Below are 18657 nucleotides of genomic sequence, written 5' to 3' on the forward strand. Positions count from 1 at the left end.
GTATCAACTTGTTAAAACGACATTAGACGTACTTTCCGCTCAACGGGGTGCTAGAAACTTGCCCCAGTTTTATAAACCGTGTAGCTAAGACGACTCAATCAACATTCCTTCATTTTGAAGGCGATTTTTAGTTTTAGCTGTGCTTTTAGGCTAGCGTTCTAATTATTGGATGTCAAGTATTCACTCAAAATAATTTTCTTACATCCTTAGACATCTCACCAACGTTTTCGCTAATCTGACACCGATCGATCGTTCCCACATCAAACACCTTCTCCTCCTCCCCCGCGAGTACCTCTGGCTGCAGGCCTCTCCCGCTGATCTCCGGCATTTGAACAGTAAATGTAAAAATATGTTGCAAACTTGGTACTGCTGTGTTAAGTTTAGTTACAGAAGGTTGAAATTAAACGAGGTTTCTGGTCATGGAAAACAAAGACGCAAAGTTGGGCTTCACTGAGTTCGCTGAAACCTGGAACGGCCGTTTGGCAATGTTGGGCTTCGTTATCGGTCTAGCTACCGAATTCCTCACCGGTCAAGGCATTCTCTCTCAAATCGGTTTGATGTAATCAGCTTAACTGCATACAATAGCTGAAATTCAGTCGGGCGATCGACCCCTTCACAAGTGCAAAAGCCCCCCCGCTAATAAGTCCCCTTCACTTCACACGGAAGGGGGCTTTTGCATTTTCTCTCAAAAAATCCACCAGATGCCACAATCAAAAATCTTTTCCGTCTCAATATTTATCGCGAGACTAACTCCAGCAAATTAAGCAATTCCTACTGAATCCAACATTCTCAATTTAGGAGTCAAACCAGCAAGCTTTACCAAACCCTCTCCTTTGTGAGTCCCCGCACTGTTACCTAAAATCATCTCCGACAGATCCGGCATTTCTTGCCAGCAGTGCGAGCAGAACCAATAAACGCGATTGTGGCGAGCGTGGCGGAGTAATTTAGAGGAGCAACAAGGGCAACTATTCATGATATTTTTTTAAACCTTCTTTCAGATAATGCAGCGATAACCGAATCATTACAAAGATTGACCAATGCCGGCGCATCTCAACTTCAGACACCAAAATAAAAAATCTCTTTCACTCACAACTTTGAGCGTTTCGCAAGTAGAACTTTTGGAGACCCAACAGCAACACCACAATCAGAAGCTGAACGCTCCAAGGAGCCCAAGAGAAACCCCAAATAAAACAACCCAGTCCGGCCCAAGCCACAAGAACAAAAATATCTTGAGAGGTTTGCCAGTAAATCCAGACTGCTGCCAGAGAAACTATTAGTAGCAAAATGTAAGCTGAGGGCATAGTCGTCTTCTCCCAAGGTGTCTGCCAACAGTCAGGAGCGATCCCTGACGTTCTGTTTTAACTTAAAACTAAAACCTGAAGAACTTATGAAGACGAGTGGGTTGTCACAAAAAGTAAAATACTCCTGCCAGCTTATATTTGTCCGAGAAATCTACAGGAATATTCAGTTCATGGCTGAGGTCGAATTCGGTTAAATGAAGGCACTACCCATAGGGACTTAGACATTCCTAATTGGTGTCAATTTCACCCCAAGACCGACAAGGTTGAAACTGATACCGGACTGATGTTTTTAGTCTTAAGCTGACAGGACGAAAGGTACGGCGCCTAAGTCGCTACATATATCCTGTCCGATCGACCCGATTCGATCGCTCGGCGCCATACCAAAGAAACCAAGTTTTTTTAACTCTCTTTGCCTGCAAAACTACTGGTTGAAAAGCTGCACAATTCAATGCGCGCGATCGATCTATTCTTGCTCCCAGCCCAAAGCCTCAGCGACCTGAGCCGCCAAAAACATCGGTTCAAAAGGCTTAGCAATCACGCTCACCACCCCCAAATCCGCGAACATCCGCCTGTCCCCAGCCAGAGCCTTAGCTGTCAATAAAATTACCGGAATGTGCTGCGTAGCCTTATTAGCTTGTAACTGTAGAAAAGTAGTAGGCCCGTCTTGGTCGGGCATCATCACGTCCAATAGAATAGCATCAGGCTGTTCGGCAAGAGCCTTAGCAACCCCCTCGCGGCCCGAACTCGCTGTCAGGACTTCCCAGCCCCCCACCAGTTCAAGACTGACTTGAGCTACTTCCCGAATATCTTCCGCATCGTCAATAACCAAGATGCGCTTGGCAGTCAAAATTAACATTTTTTTAGAAATGAGAACTGATCACAGATTAGAGGCGAAATGTGAATATTTTGTAAAGCAAATTATTTTAGCCGATCGGACTTTACAGTAAATTTTCAAAACTGTATAGCAGATGTTGAAGAAAGAAGGAAGAAGGAAGACCGAAGTTGCAATCGAGCGGCAGGATTTCAACTAAGAACATCCTAACCGTCTGGCGCGGTTGCTGTAAAACATCCCACCCAAAAAAAGCCGCTTTTCGACCTCAACTCGCGCTTTTTGGCTGCTGTCCCCAAACGGCAGAAAAGGCTGAGATTGTTTGTCGATGACTCGATCGAACAATCTGCACAAAATCAGTAACTTTGGGTACACCTGGGTTAGAAATTAACTTTCAGTTGCAAGCCCCTCCCTGAGAAGTGGCAGACTTAAGAAAAAAGTGCTGCCCTCCCCCAAAACGCTCTCCACCCACATCCGCCCCCCGTGCTGCTGCACGATACTGCGACAAATAGCCAGCCCCAAACCAGTACCTCCCTTCTGGCGAGAATCAGAAGCATCAACCTGTTGAAAGCGTTCAAAGACCATCTCCAGTTTGTCTGGCGGAATACCCCGCCCTTGGTCTTTCACAGCAATCACGATGTACCACGAGCTCGGAACTAGCAAGTGCGGAGGCGCGGTGGCAGGCTCAGGAGACAACAAAGACGGAGACGACACCGACTTGTGCGCTGCTTTTTCTGCCAAATCCAGATTGTGGGTCAACTCCCCGCTCAGCCAAACCGTAGCGCCGGAAGGAGAAAATTTTATTGCATTACTGAGTAAATTTGTCAAGGCTTGAATTAGCCGATCGGGAACAGCTTGCAATTGCGCCCCCACAGGCTTCACCGACAGAGTAACTCCCGCCTGCTGAGCCATTCCCTGCATCTCGTCAGCCGCCTGCAACATCAGCTCAGCCACATTGCAAGTTTGTTTGACGGCAGTGCTGTAACTTGACTCCATCCGCTCTAAATCTAGGATGTCGTTGACCAAGCGCACCAAACGGTCAGTGTTAGTGACAGCAATCTCCAGCATCCGCTTGGCTTTCTGGGGGTAAGCGTCCAGCAGGCCGCTGTTGAGGAGGCCCAGGGCACCGTGAATCGAGGTCATGGGCGTCCGCAGTTCGTGGCTGACAACAGAGATGAATTCATCTTTCATGCGCTCGACTGCAAGCCGATCGGTGATATCCTTAAAAGTCACCACAGCTCCAATAATTTCGCCTTGTTCTCGCATCGGAGCCACAACGTACTCAACCGGAAAACTGCTGCCGTCTCGCCGCCAAAAAATCTCATCGGTGACGCGCCGCGCCTCTCCGTCTTCCAAGGTGGCTAAAATTTGAGAACTTACCCGCTGAGACAGCCGTTTGCCCGCCTGCTGTGCGGCGCAGTGTGGGACAAGTTCAGACCCTGAATTGATGTCTGTTGCAGGTGAGAGTTGCTCGATCGCCTTTGAGCATTCTTCCTGTGCACGGTGTAAGCTTTCATAAAGTGGTCGATCGATCAATTGCTTCGATTCGCACCCAGCCATTCTCACCGCCGCAGGATTGACAAAAGTTACTTTTCCCTCTTTGTTCAACCCGCAAATTCCTTCTCCTGCGGAGAACAAAATCATTTCTGTTTGGTGGCGGAGTTGTTCAAAGGCTTTTTCGACTCGCTTGCTGTCGCTGATGTCGCGAGAGATTGTCGAAACCCCCGTTACCGCTCCAGTGGCGTCTTTAATCGGAGAAATCGTCAGGGACACATCTATCTGTTGACCGTCTTTCCGCAAGTGCACGGTTTCGTAATGGTCGATGCTGGCTCCCGCCCTAATATTTTCCAATATTTGAGGCATTTCCTTGGGGCGTTCGGGTATGGCTAAAATCTCGATCGACTGCCCCTTGATTTCCGAGGCACAGTAGCCGTAAATCTTCTCTGCTCCTGCGTTCCAGCTCTGAATTGTCCCGGCGAGGGTTTTGCCTACGATGCCGTCGTCGGAAGACTCTACAATCGACGCCAAGCGCACGAGTTCGTCTCTAGTTTGCTTGTGTTCGGTAATGTCCCGACCCAAAATCACTATACTTTTGCGTCTGCCGTCGGGGTGAAATACAGGTACTTTAATCACATCGTAGATTTTCACAGTACCGTTTGAGCGGGGAATCACTTCTTCCCCCCTAGAAAGGGTACCTTTTTCCCACGCTTCTCGATCGCTGACCTCGCACGCCTGTAGCGCCTCGCGGTAAAAAATGCTGAGTTCTCCTAGCTGAGAATCTTTGAGGCCGCGGTAGTCTATCTTTTCTAGCTCGAACACTTCCAATAGGGCTTGATTTGCCTCCTGCCACCTGCCCTCGCCATCTTTGAAGCAGACAATATCTGGCATGGCATTGATCAGCGAGTCAAGATAGGAGTTTTCTCGCAGTGCAGTTTCTAGCTCCGCCCGCTTGGCGATTTCCCGTTGCAGGTTTTCGTTTGTCGCTTGCAGCGAGTCCTTTAACAAACTTTGTGTAAAAGTCTGTTCTTTAATTACTTCCTGAAGTCTGTGGAGTTCTAGCGACAGCCGCCTGCGGGCCAACAAATTCTCTACCCGCAAGTGCAGTTGGGTGGGTTCTACGGGACTTACTATCAAATCGTCTATTCTGCGATCGAGTTGTTTTGCCTGCTGCGAAAATGGTTGCTCAAAAAGAGCAGGCGTTGGGGATTTACTAACAAGCAAAAACGGTAAAAATATCGGCTCGGCGGCAGCTTTCAATGATTCTACCAGCCGCCCAATGCGATCGAAATTTGCCTCGTCGAGAATGCACAAGTCAAAAGCGATTTGGGGAAAGGGAAATTCGGAGTTTGGATCTAAACCGCGATCGAGTGCGATCACCTCATGCTCGGTGTTGAGGTGGGCGATCGGCAAATTAAGTTGTTGGTGGCGATCGACCAAGAGTAAAATGCGGCTCATTAGTGTGTTAATTTCCCCATGACTAATGATATGATGTACGGTAAATTAACCATTATACGGTTTGTAGTGAGGACTGAAGTCCTCTTGTTTATGAGGACTTCAGTCCTCACTACAAACAAATTTTATAGCCCTATATCGACCGGACGATATCGAAAGTATCAAGGCATTAGGCAGCCAGAGTAGAAGCCTCTATGCAATAAAATTTGATAATTATTTAATTGTTTGTTACTTCAAAAAATGACTGATGACTGTTGACTAATTCAGTGAGGGGGGCGGGTTTATATGTATTTGGGTTTGCTGTTCTATTTTGTTTGTTAAACCCGCCCCTACAGACTAATGACTAAAGACTGATGACTAATGACTTTTTACGGCATTCCGATCTCAATTAAAGCATCTTCCGGCATACAGCTAGAGTAACAATCCCCTTCCGATAAAACCGCAATCAGCCTCACCTGCCAGTCTGGCATAATCTGCAAATCAGCCCAGGGCACTGCTACCTCCAAACATTTATCCACTCCCACTTGGGCCCTGCTGATGCGAGGCTGCCACTCATCGCCCTCTCCTGCTTCCTGAAACCAAATTGATTTCGTCAGCAAATTAATCTCTAACTGATGGTGGAATCGATAGTTTAGCGGTGCTTGGTCAGGCAAACCCGACAGCGGAATCAGACTGTTGTTCATCGTGCGATCGGGATAAAACCAGAACAAATTTAACTGCTGCGGGCAATCAATTCCCGGCCGCACCCCTACCTTGAAGTCGGCACGAATGTAAAAATTCAAGTGGTCAACCCCGTACCAAAGGCGCTGAATTGCCGAACTCCGGTGCATCGTACCCCTTGCTCCCCCAACTTCAATCCGGCCGGCTTTGTCCCAATCCTGTTCGTTGCCGATACCGTCAATCACCGGGTGAATAAAGCTCAGCGGCAGGTGGTCGCCTTGAACCTCGTGCACCTCTACTTGCCGTCGCACTTCCGGGGGTACGGGTTCGCCGAGAGCTTCGTAAATTCCCGCTACGTGTTCGCGAAATAGCTGGTCGAACATGGCATCTTGGTTCGACGTGTGACCTTCGCCAAACCACCAGAACCAGTCGGAACCTTCTGCAGCGTAAAGCGCTTCCCAAGCTTCTGGGTTGGTTTCTTCTGTGGCCTCTGGATGGTTGGCCAGCATTTGTCTGGCGGGCCCTAATATGTCCCAAGCACGGTTTTTCGCGGGATCGCCGATCCAAGTTGTGAGGGAACCGTCTACCCAAGAACCGGTGTGCAGTTGGGCTGCGGGAATTGTTTCGGTTGCTGGGAATTGGTCGAGAAATTCCGAGACTGTGACTAATTTGATATCTGGATTATCGCTGAGAGTTTGATAGAGGGATTCTAAGAACGGTTTGCCGTCTTCGGGATAGAATTCCCAGCAATTTTCGCCGTCTAGGGCGATCGTCACTAACCAGGGATTTTCTAAAGCTGTTTGGCCGTCGGGTTGTCGGTGTTTGAGAGTTCTGCCGATCGCTTCTAAGTGTCCCACTAAATCTGATGCTGCTTTTTCCGGTTCCATCGAACCGTAGGTAAACCCGATCAAATCGGACAATCTGTGGTCTCTAAATACTATGGCTAAATCGCCGTCAGGAGTTTCTAAACGGTAAGGGCGATATAAGAATTCTGGTTCGTAGACATTCCCTGTCGCGTCGCGGTTGAAAAAGTGTTTAATTGTCCACCCCAATACTGCTTCGTCCGAGACTATCCATTTAAAGCCTTGTTTGGCAATGTAGGGCAAAATTTCCGGGCTGACTGCTTGTTCCGACGGCCACAAACCGCGCGGTTGGCAATCAAACCGGTCTTCATACATTTCCCAGGCTTTTCTCAGGTGTCGGGGAATATCTTCTTCCCACTGAAACCTGTGTTGTGGCAGCGTCATGTTTGGAATGGCTATGCGGCCGCCATTAGTGTCGGCAAGCAGCGGTAAAATCGGGTGTGTGTAGGGGGTTGTGGAGACTTCCAACTGTCCCTCAGCTTGCATTTTACGGTGCTGGGGAAGGATGCGAGCGAGGATTTCTTTTTGTTTTGAGTAGATGTTTTTTCTGTCTGCCAAACTAAAATTTTGTCCTTGTTTCAGCCACCCTGCAATCTCGGGGTCGTCCCAAAACAGCGGGTCAATCCAAGCTAAATTGTGCCAGGCCAGCAAGTCGCTAAAATCCTGCAATTTCCAGTTTTCCAAACACCACTGAATGCCTTTTTCCTGCCGCTGAGTGTAGAGTTGAGCGTAGCGGGGGTGTGGCTGAATCAGGGTGTGGTAATTGGCGTCAAAGAAGTGTTCTAAAATAAACTCTTGTTCTTCGATATTTAAAGTTTCTGCTGGCTTTAATGTCACCGCCAAGTAAGGGTCTAATGCTCTGTCTGCGATGCAGTCTTCTATCTGCAAAATCAAGGAGGGAACCAAGTTTACGGTTTGATGCAGTTTAGGATATTTTGCCAGCATTAGCACTAAATCCAAGTAGTCTTTGACTCCGTGCAAGCGCACCCAAGGCAGTCGGTACTGGGCTGCTCCGGCGCTACCTGATACTCGGGATTTGTAGAGCGGTTGGTGTTGGTGCCAAATGAAGGCTACATAAAGGGGGTGAGACATTGAATTTGGTAATTGGTAATTGGTAATTGAATTTGGTAATTGGTAATTGGTAATTGGTAATTAAATTTGGTAATTGGTAATTGGCAATTAAATGTTGGTAATTGGTAACAGTCAACAGTCAACTGTCAACCGTCAACTGGTAATTGGTAACAGTCAACAGTCAACAGTCAACTGTCAAACGTCAACCGTCAACTGCCAACTGCCAATTGCCCACTGACTAATTACATTACCTGTTCGACTTCGGCAATTTCTGGGATAGCCTCGCGCAGGCGACGTTCAATGCCCATTCTCAGAGTCATTGTGGAACTCGGGCAAGAGCCACAAGCTCCTTGCAGTCTCAGGTGTACCACTGGCCCGTCAATTTCTACGAGTTCGACGTTGCCACCGTCGGATATCAGGTAGGGGCGCATTTCATCGAGAACTGTTTCGACGTTATCTCTGGTTAGTGCTAGTGTCATATTTCGCCTCTGTGATGATTTCTTGCAGTTGATGAAAGTTCGATTTGACTCAAGTACAGCATTCTCAACCCGCGCGGATTTAAGAAACCGGGTTTTTTGATAAAATACTTAGGCACTCAGGTGATCCCGCGGCAGGAAACCCGGTTTCTGTCACGCTGATGCTCGATCTGAGTTCGCTCTCTCGTTCGATCGTAGCGTTACTTGCTGCCAAATCAAGTTGATTCTGATACGTTATCCAAAAAAACCCGTTTTATTTAAGAAATTGGGTTTTCGATCGCGCTACACTACTGCTGGTTCTAGCAGTTTGACGTTGGAGTAGTTGAACTCGGTTGTTGTCTGTTGACCTTTTTCTTTGGCTCGAACAACTTGCTTGGTCATGACATAATAGTCGCCTATCTTGTCAAAGGTATCTTCAAATTCGAGCTCTTTGATGATTTCGTCTGTTTGGGGGTTGCGGAAAACGGCATCGTAGTGGGTGGCCAAAGAACCTTCGGGTGTCTCTAAGCTTTTGTGCGTGTCAATTACGAAAGCCATGCGGCCCATCACCCGGCTGACTTGACAAATTGAGAGACCTCGGATTTTATAATTCGAGCCCATTGAGTCGCCTTGCACCAAGATGTCCACAGCGTCGGTGCTGTCCTTCTCGCCCAGGGTAAAGCTATTTTTGCCGTGAGATTTTTCAAAGGTCGAGCGTTTGCGGTGGGTGACAATATCGCGCATTTGGGTGTAGACGCTTTGCTGCACTTCCTCATCTTCAATGCCGCTGACTTCCACGCTCATGTCGGGTTTGATGGAAACATGACCCGTATATACTTCGTCGCCCTGTTTGAGTTCAATATCGGCACTGTAACCGGGAAAATTGGCATCCCAGGTATAGCGGTGTTCGTAAGCAGCGCGAAACAAATCGCGAGCGTTGGCTTGCTCTGTCATAAATCCCTCTTTCTCTTGACACCCATCTAGTTTAGCTTAACCGCGAGAAGCCCCACATTCACTGGGTAGGGGAGTTACCCGCACTCCTGGCGAGCACTTGTTGGGGGTGCTGCTGGGCTGGCAATTAGGACGCAACAAGAATTTACTTTCTCTATCGGTTGCTATGATTTGAAAATAAAGTCACAAAATGCCTGGTTATTGAGAGCGCGATGGGTCGCAAGCCAGACACCAGTCTTAGTTATGGGTTATGTTGAAAAAACTTGTGTCCGCTTTTTAGGGGTTGCACCCGCAGGCAACTATTAGATTCCCCCCTTAATAAAATGCTAGAAACTGTCTACAAACACTTAGAAACATTGCAGGAACAAGCTAGGGAATTGCCACAGCCGCAACAGGCAATTTTCACAAAAGTTTTGGAAGATTTATCAAATTATCTACAGGAAATGGCAGGCAGCCGCTTGTTTGAAAGCGCCACAAATAACGCGGCAAAGCTGGTTGAAATTGAAAAAAATAATCGCCTCTTGGAACGCACTGTAGCCCAGCAAGTAGGGCAAATCAGACAGCTACGGGAGCAGTTGGAAAAACAAATCAGCCAGCATCGCAGGGACACTCAAGCATTAACTAAAAGTGAAGCCAAACTGCAAACTATGCTGCGTAATTCTCCCGATCTAATTAGCATTGTTGGCTCGGACGGGCGAGTTCGATACCACAGCGGAGCCCTACAGCGGCTTTTGGGTTACAACCCAGAAGAAAGAATTGGCAAATTTCACGGCGAGTTAATCCATCCCGACGATTTGCTGGCTTGGCAGACGTATTTTGGTAAGTTGTTAGAATCTCCAGGAATTGGGGGGGCAATCGAATATCGGAAACGCCACGCTGACGGTTCTTGGATCTACATGGAGTCGATAGGTAACAGTTTGCTTTACGATTCTAGCGTGCAGGGAATTATAATTAATTCGCGGGAAATAGGGGAACGAAAGCAAGCGGAAATTGCAGTCCGAGAGTCGGAACTCCACTACAGAGTTATGTCGCAAATTACTTCGGATTTTGCCTATTCTTTTAAGGGACTGCCCGACGGCAAGTTCGCCTGCGAGTGGGCGACAGAAGCTTTTGAGCGCTGCACCGGGATCGTTCCTGAAGAATTAGAATCGTTTGGTTGGTGGAACTCGGAACTCGTTCATCCCGACGACAGGGAAATGTTAATTAAACAGTTAGAAGGCTGTAATTTCAGCCGCACTGGAGCCAATGAGTATCGCATTATTAATCAAAAAGGCGAGGTGCGCTGGGTGCGGGACTACTGGCAAGTGGTGTGGGACAAAACTGCTGAACGGGTTGTCCGTTTGTGGGGCGCTTGTCAGGAAATTACCGATCGCAAGCAAGTAGAATTGAAACTGCAACTCGTTAACCAAGTTTTGCAAGCCCAGATAGCATCGGCGCCGCTGGCGATTAACTGTACCAGCAATGACGGCAATACCGTTGTTTGGAACCGCGCCGCCGAACAACTTTTTGGCTGGACTGCGGCTGAGGTTTTAGGGAAACCTTTACCGAATATTCCTGAAGGCCAAAAGCAAGATTTTTACGCGCTGCTAAAGTCTGCGTCTAATGGCAAACCGCAAAACGGTTTGGAAATATCTTTGTTGAAAAAAGACGGTAGTTCGATCGATGTTTGGCTTTGGGCCGCACGCGTGCGAGATCCGGGCGGCCAGACTGTCGGCAGTATCAACATCTTTTCCGATCTTTCAGAACGCAAGCGCATAGAGGAAGAGCGCCAAAAACTAGCAGCGATGAAAGATATGGAGGAACCTTTTTGGGCGCGCTATGTCAGCCCTCCAAAAACTCCGAAAAAAAAGGGCAGTGGGTAATTCTATCAAGCACAAGTTAAAATCATTAAAAGTGCGAAAGTGCAATCTTATGCTTGCAATATCCTTTCCGGTCAAATAACGTATTTGAGGGAAGTCGTTCCAGCAGACATAACATGATAAATACACCGGGCTAGTACGTGTAGTAGTTGCTATTCTGTACTGTGTAAAACTATAATTCCCTAAAAATAATTGATGAACCAGCTACCGAATTTAGTGAGGGAATCTCTCGATAAAGTGTCAGCTTTTTCCAGTGTAAAACTTGTTGGCGCGGTAAATATTAGACTTGTTAAATACGCCACTAAAAGGTTTACTGATGCCCAGGTTTTTCCTGACTCCTGAAAGTGGCTAACTCTGCGTGAGTTTGGCAAGCTTCACTTAACTCAATGTAATCTAAGATATTGGAAATTACCTTAGAAAGGTGGATAGCCGAACGGTGAGCTTCTTGGATAAAATCTCTCTCCTCTATCGGATCGTCAGCTTGATCGTCTATGGTTAGTTGTAGATAGCCGATGATGTGATTTAGGGGAGTGCGGAGCTCGTGAGACGCCTTCAACAAAAATTGCTTTTTGAGCTGGGATAGTCCTTGTACTCGCTTGCTGCGCTCCTGGTAGAGGGTGGCGAGGGCGATCGCACTTCCTACTTGCTCGGCAAGTTCTTGTGCGAATTCGATCTGGGATTGAGTCCAAGGTCGATCGGTCTTACCCTTGCGCGACGATCGGCCCTTGGACTGATGCAAGCTAATTATGCCGTTAGCTTGCTGTTGATAAGCGGTAGCCACCACTAGCAGCGACTGCGGCCCAAAAGGGTCATTGGCTGCAAAGGACTCTACTACCACCGGTTCGAGGGTGGCTAGAGCTTGAATGAAATGAGGTGCTGCTGTGAGGGAGATTTCCATTCCCAGCATGGGTAAAAATGGTTCTTGGCAGTATTCAGCAGCTACTTTGACTTGCAGGCTAGAACTTTCATAGGGACAAATGATGCAGCGGCTGACGCCTAGTGTTTCTCCCAGACTGTTAACTGTTTGCTGCCAGATGCTATCGAGATCCAAGGTTCGACGAATCTTTCTGCCAATTTGGAGTAAAAGTTTTTGCGATTGAGCTGATATTTGCTGATTCATAGCAACCCTTTTTCTAATAGACTGGCAAAAGTTTACCATTCCGCCAACAGAGCAGGAATTACTGAATTTGCCAGTCTGCCGCTGGCCGACTTAGGGATTACGTAATTCTACTTAAATCTTCCCACACGCCGTTAAACATTACTAAGTAGTTTCGGTGTCTTTACAAGATCTTTATGATTTTTCCAGAGAACTGAGAGCGTCCAGTATGCTTAATAATCCTTTACAGTAGGGGGTTGGGAAGCTGAATCAGTCGTATAAGCTGGCATTAAGTTTTTGTAAAGCTGGCGGTGTGCGCGGGTTTACTCGGATCTGTGAGATCCCAGCGCACAAATAAAGATGAGCTTTGTTATCCGTACCCCCCGGATTCCATTGATGCGAATTCTGGGTGGGGTCGGAAGTGGCATGGGCGATCGATCTCAGTTGCAAGCTCCCAAGGAGGGAGATTGGCGATGGATAAAAGTTAAAATTGATACAGGGACGATCGAACTGTGTTGTAAGATAATTATCAATTATCGATGACCTTTATTCACGAAACGGAACTCACGGATACACGAATATAGCGATTTTTATAAGTAACGTACAGTTTGGTAATTGGTAATTGGTAATTGGTAAGAAAGCTGGCGAGTACCTCACGAAAGTTTAGAACCGCTATAGCTGTTTTTTTCCTGATTCCTGATTCCCTCTTGCTTCTTGCTTCTTGCTGATTCCTTCAACGTCCAGATAATCGATTACCGATGATTGACGGCCGATGATTAATTTTTAAATAGTGGTTCTTGATAAAGCGGCACCGTAAAAGTAACAGTCGCTCCCAGTCCTTCCCCCATACTGTAAAAATTTACTGTACCCCCCATTGCTTCTACCAGTTTTTGAGAAATAGCCAATCCCAAACCAGTGCCGCCGTATTGCCTGGTACGAGCCCCGTCTACCTGAAAAAACGACTCAAATAATTTATCCTGCTTGTCGAGAGAAACGCCAATGCCAGTATCAGCAACTCTAATTTTCACCATTCCGGGGAACTGCTGGTTGTGAACAGTCACCTTTTTCTTAATAACCTCGGCACTGATGCGAATTCCCCCTTCCCCGGTAAATTTAATAGCATTTCCCGTGAGGTTCAAGATTACCTGAAGCAGGCGTTGGTAGTTGCCGTACACAATAATGTCGTCCTCCACAGGGGGTTTTTGGATTTGAAATTGCAATCCTTTTTGCTGCACCTGAACCCGCGTAAAATTCTCAACTTGCTGCAAGAGCTCGCCGAGTTTGACGGGAGCGAGGTCTAACTCCATTTTGCCAGCTTCGATTTTAGCGATATCCAAAATATCGTTAATCACATTGAACAAATGTACTGCCGATCTGTAAGCTTCTTCGATAAATTGGTGCGCTTCTTCGGGGTCATCTGCCATGCCGTCCACAAGCAGTTTTAGGAAGCCGAGGATGCCGTTGAGGGGGGTGCGGAGTTCATGAGAAGTATTAGCAAGAAATTGACTTTTAAGTTGGGAAAGGGCCACGGCTTCGGCGCGGGCCTGTTCTAATTCTTGGTAAAGTGTAGCGTGGGCGATCGCACTGCCGACTTGAGCGACTAACTCGCGGGCGAATTCGAGTTCGACATGACTCCATTTCGGGGAACTGCCGCAGCGGTGCAAACATATCAGTGCATTGGGTTGGTCTTCATAGGAGGTAGCTGCTACGAGTACGGAATGGCGGTGGAAGGGATCGGTGGCGGGGGAGGCGTAATCGACTGCTACTGGTTTTAAGGTGGCTAAAGTTTGAATCCATCCTGGCTGTTCGGCTGCGCGCAGTTCTAATCCCAGCATAGAAGAGTAAGCTTCTTGGCGGTACTCAGCTACTACTTTAAAAGTTTTCGATTGAAGATTTTCGATTTGAGCTGGGGAAAGCGGGGGCGAGGGGTCGCTAGCTATTGAGTGTTGTAATTCGGCTGTTGCGGCGGTCGATTTTTGCTGATTTTCCGAGGCAAGGAAGGGGGAGGTTTCGAGATTTTCGCTGTCTTTTTTGTAGGAACAGATGATGCAGCGACTCGCGTTCAAAACTTGACCCAAGCTGTTAACAGTTTGCTGCCAAATTGTGTCTAAATCGAGGGTTTTGTGCAGGTTTTGTGCGATTTGGGAGATGACTTTACGGTCGATTTCCGAGTAGGCAGGGAGCGATCGACGACCGGGGATACGGCTCGCTGGAAGCGACATTAGTTGGCGGGCGTCCCAAGGGGACGGCAAAGCTCGATAGAGCATGAATTCTGGGGAGTCGGGCCGTCTGTCTGTGGGTTTGTCAGACAGCAGCCTTCCCATAACTAAGACTTTTGCAGCTTTGCCGTTTGAGTCGATCACCGGAGTGAGTGTCATATCGAAGAGAAAATATTGTCCGGCGTGGCAAAATGGATAGCTGAACCTTTGCGGTACGAGGGTTTCGAGTACCCGCCGCAGGATATCGAGATAAGGCGCAGGGGCGAGGGGTTGCAGGGTTTCGCTGAGAGGGCGATCGACAATTTGTTCTGCTGTAAGGTTGTACTGCTCGGCTTTTTGCCAGTAAAAAGATAGATATCGACCAGAGGCGTCTTGGGTAAATACTAATTCTGCCCCTAACTCTTGAAAAAAAACTGTAGAGGCGAGGCTCGATCGCCGGAAATCTGTGTTAGAGTCCATCAGAGTAGGGGATGAAAGTAGTTCGGATTTTGGAGTATTGAGTTTTTAATAAAGAACTCAATACTACCCATTTTTTGGGGCTTCTACTGTTAATTTGTGAGTTATTAATTAAAAAGTTGTTGGCTTTTTAATTAAAACATTAATAGCTCAAAACTCACAATTTGCAAAAGTTTTAGACTTCTACTGTTGACTTTTGAGTGATTAATGAACTCATCAAATATTAATTCTTTAATTTTGAACTCAACTCACAACTCAAAACTATTCGTTCTCAGTCGTTTTGGGTAATTTAAAGATAAAAATTAAGATTGAGAAATTAGGAATCTGCACCGATTAACTATCTAGTATGAAAATTACGCCAAAATATGAGGCTGCGAACAACTCTAGTCAGGGAATGGCTCACGCATTTTTTCCCTCACCTGAAATAGTTCCGAGGTTGTGATTTAGCCGAGTTCACTCGCCCACCACCTGTAGCTTTAGCCACGAAATCTGCAGGAGATCGCCCGCGCGATCTAAATGTCACAGCCCGCAGATTTGCGCGCGCCGTCTGGGGCGAGATCGCCTCAGTCGTTCCACTCACCGCGTGGCGGGACTGGCGGGTTGCGACGCAAACCCAGAGCCAGTTCGTCTTCGCGGCGCTCGCCTCTGAGCCACTGCTTGATTGCTGTTTCAATGACTTTGCTGGGGTCATTCGTCAAGTGCTTAATTTGGTCTAGCAGTTCAGAATCGATATGGATGGACAGTTCGACTTTTTCTGACGAACTGTGGGAAGGTATTCTTGATTCGCTCATAGTTTAAAAATCCTAGTTTTAATTCTTAAGTTTCAATTCTTTTGATGACAACCGACTGGACTAGATATTGGAAGTCCCTGATTTGCACCCAACCTTTCCTCAACCGCTTAACCGCTTTCTGTACAATGAGAGAGAGAAAAGTTTTTTCCTTTTGGGTGTCCGGGCTCGTTTGGACACTTGAAAGGCTAATAACTGATACTCTTGAGGTTTGCCTCAGTTGTGGTTTCATCTCAATCCCCAGTAAGAGGTTGAAGTAAGCACTCTACTCTTGCTTGTGTGATCATACAACAAAAAGTATCCTTTGCCGATTAGCTCTTCGATAAAAAACATGACTAACGTCCCTGTATCTCGCATTCGCAATTTTTCGATTATTGCTCACATCGACCACGGAAAATCCACCTTGGCCGATCGCCTGTTGCAGGCGACTGGGACTGTGCAGGCACGGGAGATGAAGGAGCAGTTTTTAGACAATATGGATCTCGAACGCGAACGCGGCATTACGATCAAGCTGCAAGCGGCTCGGATGAATTACACTGCCAAGGACGGTCAGGAGTACGTGCTGAATCTGATCGACACTCCCGGACACGTGGATTTTTCTTACGAGGTGTCGCGATCGCTCGCTGCTTGCGAAGGGGCGCTGCTGGTGGTAGACGCATCTCAAGGCGTGGAAGCACAAACCTTGGCAAATGTCTACCTTGCCTTGGGAAATAATTTGGAAATTATTCCAGTTTTAAATAAAATTGACCTGCCGGGGGCAGAACCGGAACGGGTAAAAGGGGAAATTGAAGAAATTATCGGTCTGGACTGTAGCGGGGCGATTGAGGCTTCGGCTAAGGAAGGAATTGGTATAGATGAGATTTTGGAGTCGATCGTCGAATTGGTGCCGCCGCCGCAGGATACTGTTGACAAACCGCTGCGGGCGCTAATTTTTGATAGTTATTACGACCCTTATCGCGGGGTAATTGTGTATTTCCGGGTGATGGACGGAAGTGTCAAAAAGGGCGATCGAGTTTTGTTGATGGTTTCGGGTAAGGAATATGTCATCGATGAATTGGGCATCCTTTCACCGACTCAAGTTCAAGTAGACGAACTGCACGCCGGGGAAGTGGGTTATCTGGGCGCGGCAATTAAAGCAGTAGCTGATGCTCGCGTTGGCGATACGATTACTTTGGTCAAAAAGCCTGCACCGGAGCCTTGGCCGGGTTATACAGAAGCAAAACCGATGGTTTTTTGCGGCTTGTTCCCGATCGATGCTGACCAATTTCCAGATTTGCGGGAAGCTTTAGAAAAACTCGAACTCAACGATGCGGCGCTTTCTTACGAACCGGAAACTTCGAGTGCGATGGGATTTGGTTTCCGCTGCGGTTTCTTGGGTTTGCTGCACATGGAAATTGTGCAAGAAAGACTGGAGAGAGAATACAATTTGGATTTGATTGTTACGGCTCCTTCTGTGGTTTATCAAATCACAACAATTAAAGGGGAAGTGTTAACAATTGACAATCCCAGCCACTTGCCAGATCCTCAGTATCGCGAGAAAATTGAGGAACCTTATGTGCGGGTAGAAATGCTGTCGCCGGAAACTTATGTGGGCGCGCTGATGGAACTGTCTCAAAGTCGGCGGGGCATTTTTATGGATATGAAGTATCTGAGTCAAGGCCGAACTACGCTGGTTTACGAGTTGCCTTTGGCGGAGGTGGTGACGGACTTTTTCGACCAGATGAAATCGCGATCGCGCGGTTATGCGAGCATGGAGTATCACATAATTGGCTACCGCGAAAATCCGTTAGTGAAAATGGACATTTTAATTAATGGCGATCCGGTTGACGCTTTGGCGATGATCGTACACCGGGATAAGGCTTACAATGTGGGCCGCGGGTTGACGGAAAAACTCAAGGAGTTGATTCCTCGTCATCAATTTAAGGTGCCGATTCAAGCGACAATTGGTGCGAAGGTGATTGCTTCGGAGCACATTCCGGCTTTGCGGAAGGATGTGTTGGCGAAGTGTTACGGTGGCGATATTTCGCGGAAGAAGAAGTTGCTGCAAAAGCAGGCGAAGGGTAAGAAGCGGATGAAGTCTGTGGGTACTGTGGATGTGCCGCAAGAGGCTTTTATGGCTGTGCTGAAGCTCGATCGAGATTCGTAATCTGTGTGGCATTTTGTCAGGAACAGGCAAGATGCCTGTTCCACAAAGAGTCTGTTTTTTTGTAGTTGTTTGCAGTCATCTAGAACAGGCTTTCGGGCCTGTTCCACAAAGAGTCAGTTTGATTGTGGGATGGGCATCTTGCCCGTCCCTGTGGGGGCCGAGAATATGGCTGCAGCGTGAGTGGCGATCGCATCACAGCTTACTACAACTTAAACAAGAATGCTTTGTTGAAACTCGCGCTGAATTTCATCTACAACTTTGCGATCGCTCAAATCGCGATGCCACCAGTGGCTACAGCCCTCTTGACAATATTTGCAGTACCTGCGCGCATCGGCAATTGCTAATAAACTCACTAACAGGAAAAAGGTTTTGATAGATTCTGAGGGCGGCAGTTTCAAAAGTTTTGCCATTTGTTCTTTTAATCGCCCTCTACTCAGCAACACACAAGGGGTGTAAGTTGGGCGAAGTTTTGATTTAGCAATTGCTAGGGAAACATCTTCTTCTCGCGCCCCTGCTTGGAGGGTCATGTAGGATAGCCGCTGTAATATTTCCTGCTGGTATTCGGTTGGGAAGCTTAAAAACCAGTTTTTTGCATCTTCGTGGCTAATTAATTCTTGTTGAATTTGATTGATTCTAATTTCATCGGCTAGATTCATTTGCCTCTCCTAAGTCTGGCTCAAATATAACGTGAGGTTCTCCTGAGATGAGGGGGCCAGTAAAAATATCGATTCCCGTTTCTCGACCTGAACTATTAATTTCGCCGCCACTTGTACCGCGAGGGACGGAACTGCGAGCGGAATGCCGCTGGCGAGAGTTACCTAACATTATATAGTCCCAGTCAGAAGTTGGCGTACTTGTCCCGTTTGCTCGACTGCCCACAACTATGATGGTTTGTTTTGTGCGAGCGGCTGCATTCTGAATTCTCCTGGCATCTTCTGGAGATATGCCTGCTTCTTGCCATGTTTTTACACCTCTCATTTAATGAATATTAGCATTGCAGTAGGCGAGTTT

General features: G+C 47.3%; 18 protein-coding genes. 4 read left to right on the forward strand and 14 right to left on the reverse strand.

Going from position 1 to position 18657, the window contains the following annotated elements:
• Positions 1-184: 184 nt before the first annotated feature.
• The gene (locus tag QUA47_RS11450; RefSeq protein ID WP_333430826.1) at positions 185-358 is read right to left on the reverse strand and encodes a hypothetical protein; all 174 of its coding nucleotides are present in this window, start codon (positions 356-358) and stop codon (positions 185-187) included.
• Positions 359-419: 61 nt separating this feature from the next.
• Between QUA47_RS11450 and QUA47_RS11455 the strand changes: the two genes are divergently transcribed.
• Positions 420-563 carry a chlorophyll a/b-binding protein gene (locus tag QUA47_RS11455; RefSeq protein ID WP_006632525.1) on the forward strand — a complete coding sequence of 48 codons (144 nt, stop codon included), beginning with the start codon at positions 420-422 and terminating at the stop codon, positions 561-563.
• 197 nt (positions 564-760) lie between these two features.
• On the opposite strand, the gene QUA47_RS11460 is transcribed toward QUA47_RS11455, so the two are convergent.
• The 8 genes from QUA47_RS11460 to QUA47_RS11495 all read right to left on the reverse strand — a co-directional run bounded on the left by QUA47_RS11460 (position 761) and on the right by QUA47_RS11495 (position 9085).
• Positions 761-973: a hypothetical protein gene (locus tag QUA47_RS11460; protein ID WP_333430827.1), complete on the reverse strand. Its 213-nt coding sequence runs from the start codon at positions 971-973 to the stop codon at positions 761-763.
• A gap of 109 nt (positions 974-1082) precedes the next feature.
• Complete coding sequence (locus tag QUA47_RS11465; RefSeq protein ID WP_333430828.1) at positions 1083-1301, reverse strand: hypothetical protein; 219 nt, start codon at positions 1299-1301, stop codon at positions 1083-1085.
• 463 nt (positions 1302-1764) lie between these two features.
• Positions 1765-2157, reverse strand: a complete 393-nt coding sequence (locus QUA47_RS11470; RefSeq protein WP_190655560.1) for a response regulator — start codon at positions 2155-2157, stop codon at positions 1765-1767.
• 171 nt (positions 2158-2328) lie between these two features.
• Positions 2329-2505 carry a hypothetical protein gene (locus QUA47_RS11475; protein WP_333430829.1) on the reverse strand — a complete coding sequence of 59 codons (177 nt, stop codon included), beginning with the start codon at positions 2503-2505 and terminating at the stop codon, positions 2329-2331.
• 12 nt (positions 2506-2517) lie between these two features.
• On the reverse strand, positions 2518-5085 hold the full coding sequence (locus QUA47_RS11480) for a PAS domain S-box protein (protein ID WP_333430830.1): 2568 nt from the start codon (positions 5083-5085) through the stop codon (positions 2518-2520).
• A 365-nt stretch (positions 5086-5450) separates the two neighbouring features.
• Positions 5451-7697 carry a glycoside hydrolase gene (locus tag QUA47_RS11485; RefSeq protein WP_333430831.1) on the reverse strand — a complete coding sequence of 749 codons (2247 nt, stop codon included), beginning with the start codon at positions 7695-7697 and terminating at the stop codon, positions 5451-5453.
• Positions 7698-7918: 221 nt separating this feature from the next.
• Positions 7919-8155 (reverse strand): NifU family protein, encoded by a 237-nt coding sequence (locus QUA47_RS11490; RefSeq protein WP_006632519.1) that lies wholly within the window; start codon positions 8153-8155, stop codon positions 7919-7921.
• A gap of 279 nt (positions 8156-8434) precedes the next feature.
• On the reverse strand, positions 8435-9085 hold the full coding sequence (locus QUA47_RS11495) for a DUF3386 domain-containing protein (RefSeq protein ID WP_190655567.1): 651 nt from the start codon (positions 9083-9085) through the stop codon (positions 8435-8437).
• Between the two features lie 320 nt (positions 9086-9405).
• Between QUA47_RS11495 and QUA47_RS11500 the strand changes: the two genes are divergently transcribed.
• Positions 9406-10944, forward strand: a complete 1539-nt coding sequence (locus QUA47_RS11500) for a PAS domain S-box protein (protein ID WP_333430832.1) — start codon at positions 9406-9408, stop codon at positions 10942-10944.
• 307 nt (positions 10945-11251) lie between these two features.
• Here QUA47_RS11500 and QUA47_RS11505 read toward each other — a convergent pair whose 3' ends face one another.
• Entirely contained in the window at positions 11252-12061 is an 810-nt protein-coding gene (locus QUA47_RS11505; protein WP_190655570.1) for a GAF domain-containing protein, read from the reverse strand.
• Between the two features lie 336 nt (positions 12062-12397).
• Between QUA47_RS11505 and QUA47_RS11510 the strand changes: the two genes are divergently transcribed.
• Positions 12398-12580 carry a hypothetical protein gene (locus tag QUA47_RS11510; RefSeq protein ID WP_333430833.1) on the forward strand — a complete coding sequence of 61 codons (183 nt, stop codon included), beginning with the start codon at positions 12398-12400 and terminating at the stop codon, positions 12578-12580.
• A 233-nt stretch (positions 12581-12813) separates the two neighbouring features.
• Here QUA47_RS11510 and QUA47_RS11515 read toward each other — a convergent pair whose 3' ends face one another.
• Together QUA47_RS11515 and QUA47_RS11520 are read right to left on the reverse strand one after the other, a co-directional pair.
• Positions 12814-14715 (reverse strand): ATP-binding protein, encoded by a 1902-nt coding sequence (locus QUA47_RS11515; RefSeq protein WP_333430834.1) that lies wholly within the window; start codon positions 14713-14715, stop codon positions 12814-12816.
• 560 nt (positions 14716-15275) lie between these two features.
• Positions 15276-15503: a type II toxin-antitoxin system CcdA family antitoxin gene (locus tag QUA47_RS11520; RefSeq protein ID WP_006632513.1), complete on the reverse strand. Its 228-nt coding sequence runs from the start codon at positions 15501-15503 to the stop codon at positions 15276-15278.
• Between the two features lie 328 nt (positions 15504-15831).
• Here QUA47_RS11520 and lepA point away from each other — a divergent pair, with 328 nt between their 5' ends.
• Positions 15832-17646, forward strand: a complete 1815-nt coding sequence (lepA, locus tag QUA47_RS11525) for a translation elongation factor 4 (protein WP_333188357.1) — start codon at positions 15832-15834, stop codon at positions 17644-17646.
• A gap of 209 nt (positions 17647-17855) precedes the next feature.
• On the opposite strand, the gene QUA47_RS11530 is transcribed toward lepA, so the two are convergent.
• Complete coding sequence (locus QUA47_RS11530) at positions 17856-18302, reverse strand: DUF5958 family protein (RefSeq protein ID WP_333430835.1); 447 nt, start codon at positions 18300-18302, stop codon at positions 17856-17858.
• Positions 18286-18624, reverse strand: a complete 339-nt coding sequence (locus QUA47_RS11535; RefSeq protein ID WP_039886929.1) for a nucleotidyltransferase domain-containing protein — start codon at positions 18622-18624, stop codon at positions 18286-18288. Before QUA47_RS11535 ends, QUA47_RS11530 begins: the two co-directional genes overlap by 17 nt.
• Positions 18625-18657 lie beyond the last annotated feature (33 nt).

The organism is Microcoleus sp. MON2_D5, from assembly GCF_036701905.1.
Lineage (GTDB): Bacteria > Cyanobacteriota > Cyanobacteriia > Cyanobacteriales > Microcoleaceae > Microcoleus.